Raw genomic sequence first — 2,204 nt, 5'->3', positions numbered from 1 at the left:
GCGGCACACCTGCTGAACCTCTGACCAAGACAGCAGCAGGTGGGGAATGCGGCTGAGCCGACGTCCCATACATGTGCCGTCGGCCCAGCCCCGCGAGCACCGGCACCGAATGCCCGGTGTCCTGAGCCGACGGGATCCGCCCGCACGTCGATGGCGTTGGTACGCCGCTTGAGCAGACCTTCAAGCGGTGATGCTCGTCCGGCTGGGCGCGACTTCCGTCGGGCAGGGCCTGGCCCACCACGCCGACAGCAAGAACGAATCCTCCGCACCTTGGGAAGACAGGCTCAGGCCATGGCAAACGCACTTCTGACCGACACCACCACGGGAACCGTTCGCGGATGCGCACTCCCGGGCGGGGGTCGCCTCTTCGCCGGTATCCCCTTCGCCGCACCCCCGGTGGGTGAGCTGCGGTTCCGCCCGCCCCAGCCGCCCCGGCCGTGGCAGGGTGTCCGCCAGGCCGACAGCTTCGCACCGGCGCACGCGCAGGGCGCGTCTTCCCTGGTGCCGGGGGCGAGCCAGAAGTCCTCCTTCCCCACCTTCCCTACGGCGGAGATCCGGGAGACGTCCGAGGACTGTTTGTATCTCAACGTCTGGACGCCCACGACGACGGCCGAGGACGCCCTCCGTCCCGTCATCGTCTGGATCTACGGCGGCGGATACGAGGCCGGCTCCGCCGCACCCCCCTACAGCGACGGGGCCGCTCTCGCCCGGCAGACCGGCGCGGTCGTCGTCACCGCCAACTACCGCCTGGGAGCACTCGGTTTCCTGCACCTGGCCGACCTCGGCAGCCAGTGGGCCGGGTCGACCAATCTCGCCCTGCAGGATGGCCGCACTGCGCTGGGTACGGGACAACATCGCCTCCTTCGGCGGTGACCCCGGCAATGTCACCGTGGCGGGGCAGTCCGCCGGTGCCTTCTCCATCGGAGCCCTGCTGGCCGCACCCGCAGCCGCCGGCCTCTTCCACAAGGCGATCCTGCAGAGCGGCAGTACGTCCCGGATCTTCGACCGGGCCACCGCCACCACCATGGCCGAGGATCTGATCACCGCACTCCGCCTCGACGGGCCGGAGGACCTGCTCACCGTCGCCTGCCGGCGGATCCTGGATGCGCAGAGCACGGTCGTCACCGGCGACATCGGGCAGCGCAACCTGACCGGCGGCCGGTCCTGGGGTGCCGTACTCGACGGCAGCGTGCTGCCCGTCGCCCCGCAGCAGGCCGTCGCCGACGGCGGCGCCGCCGACATCCCCCTGCTCGTCGGCGCCACCCGCGACGAAGTCCGCGTCTTCCAGATGATCGGCGGCGACTCCTTTCGCCCCGAGGGCGAAACAGCGCTGTACACCGAGATGCGGCGCGCCGGTGTCACGGAGCCGGAGAAGCTCCTCGACGCCTACCGGAGCCGTATCGCCGACTCCGACGACCTGTCAGCCCTGCGCGGTGCCTTCCTCACCGACGCCCTCTACCGGATCCCGGCCACGCGTCTGGCCCGGGCCCAGGCAGGGGCGGGAGGCCGCGCCTACCACTACCTCCTCGTCGACGAACCGTGCGGACCGGCCATGGGCGCCTTCCACGGCGCCGACCTGCTCCACGTCTTCGACAAACTGTCCCTCGTCGGCGCCGACACCCCCGAACACCTCACCGCCCGCGACACCCTCGTCGGCGCCTGGGGCGCCTTCGCCGCCACCGGCTCCCCGGGCTAGCCGCCGTATGCCACGAAGGCCGAGGGCAACTCCCGGGCCATCGGCGGCTCCCCGGCCGACGCCGACCGCATGACCACCGAACCTCCGGCCGACGACGTCACCGCCCTCTGGCCCACCCCGCCAACCTGACGCACTGGGGATCCAATGCGATCGGTCGCCTTCACGGAAACGCCGCGGGAACCCTGACGCTGGGTGTCACATATGGCGCGGGGTGCTGTCTGCCGTCCCGACGATCGCGCGAGTGGACGTTTCCGGGAGCAGAGCACCATGTCCTACGCCTTCGATGCCGAGTTGGCCCCCTGTGTCCCGCTGATCAACGATCTGTCGTTCTCCGACATCGCCGCCGCTCGCGCGGCCGAGAAGGAGATGACGGCGAACCTGCCCGTCTACGAGCCGACCCGGCCGGTACGACGTCCGCGACACTCTCGTCCCCGAGCTATTAGGGCGCGTATCTGGTTTCGATCAATCTGGCGGATCCGGCCCGCGCGGTGTGGCGGATCCGGTAGAT

The 2,204-nt window shown here is 70.6% G+C and carries 2 pseudogenes; both read left to right on the top strand.

Going from position 1 to position 2,204, the window contains the following annotated elements:
• Positions 1-150 precede the first annotated feature (150 nt).
• Positions 151-1,696: pseudogene (locus F3T56_RS50445) on the top strand (carboxylesterase/lipase family protein).
• 267 nt (positions 1,697-1,963) lie between these two features.
• Positions 1,964-2,204, top strand: a pseudogene (locus tag F3T56_RS47310) (hypothetical protein); the annotation flags it as partial.

Origin of the sequence: Streptomyces tailanensis (assembly GCF_008386495.1) — a bacterium.
GTDB lineage: Bacteria > Actinomycetota > Actinomycetes > Streptomycetales > Streptomycetaceae > Streptomyces > Streptomyces tailanensis.
The sequence above is the reverse complement of the archived record's forward strand: the minus strand, read 5'-3'. Positions and strand labels throughout refer to the sequence as shown.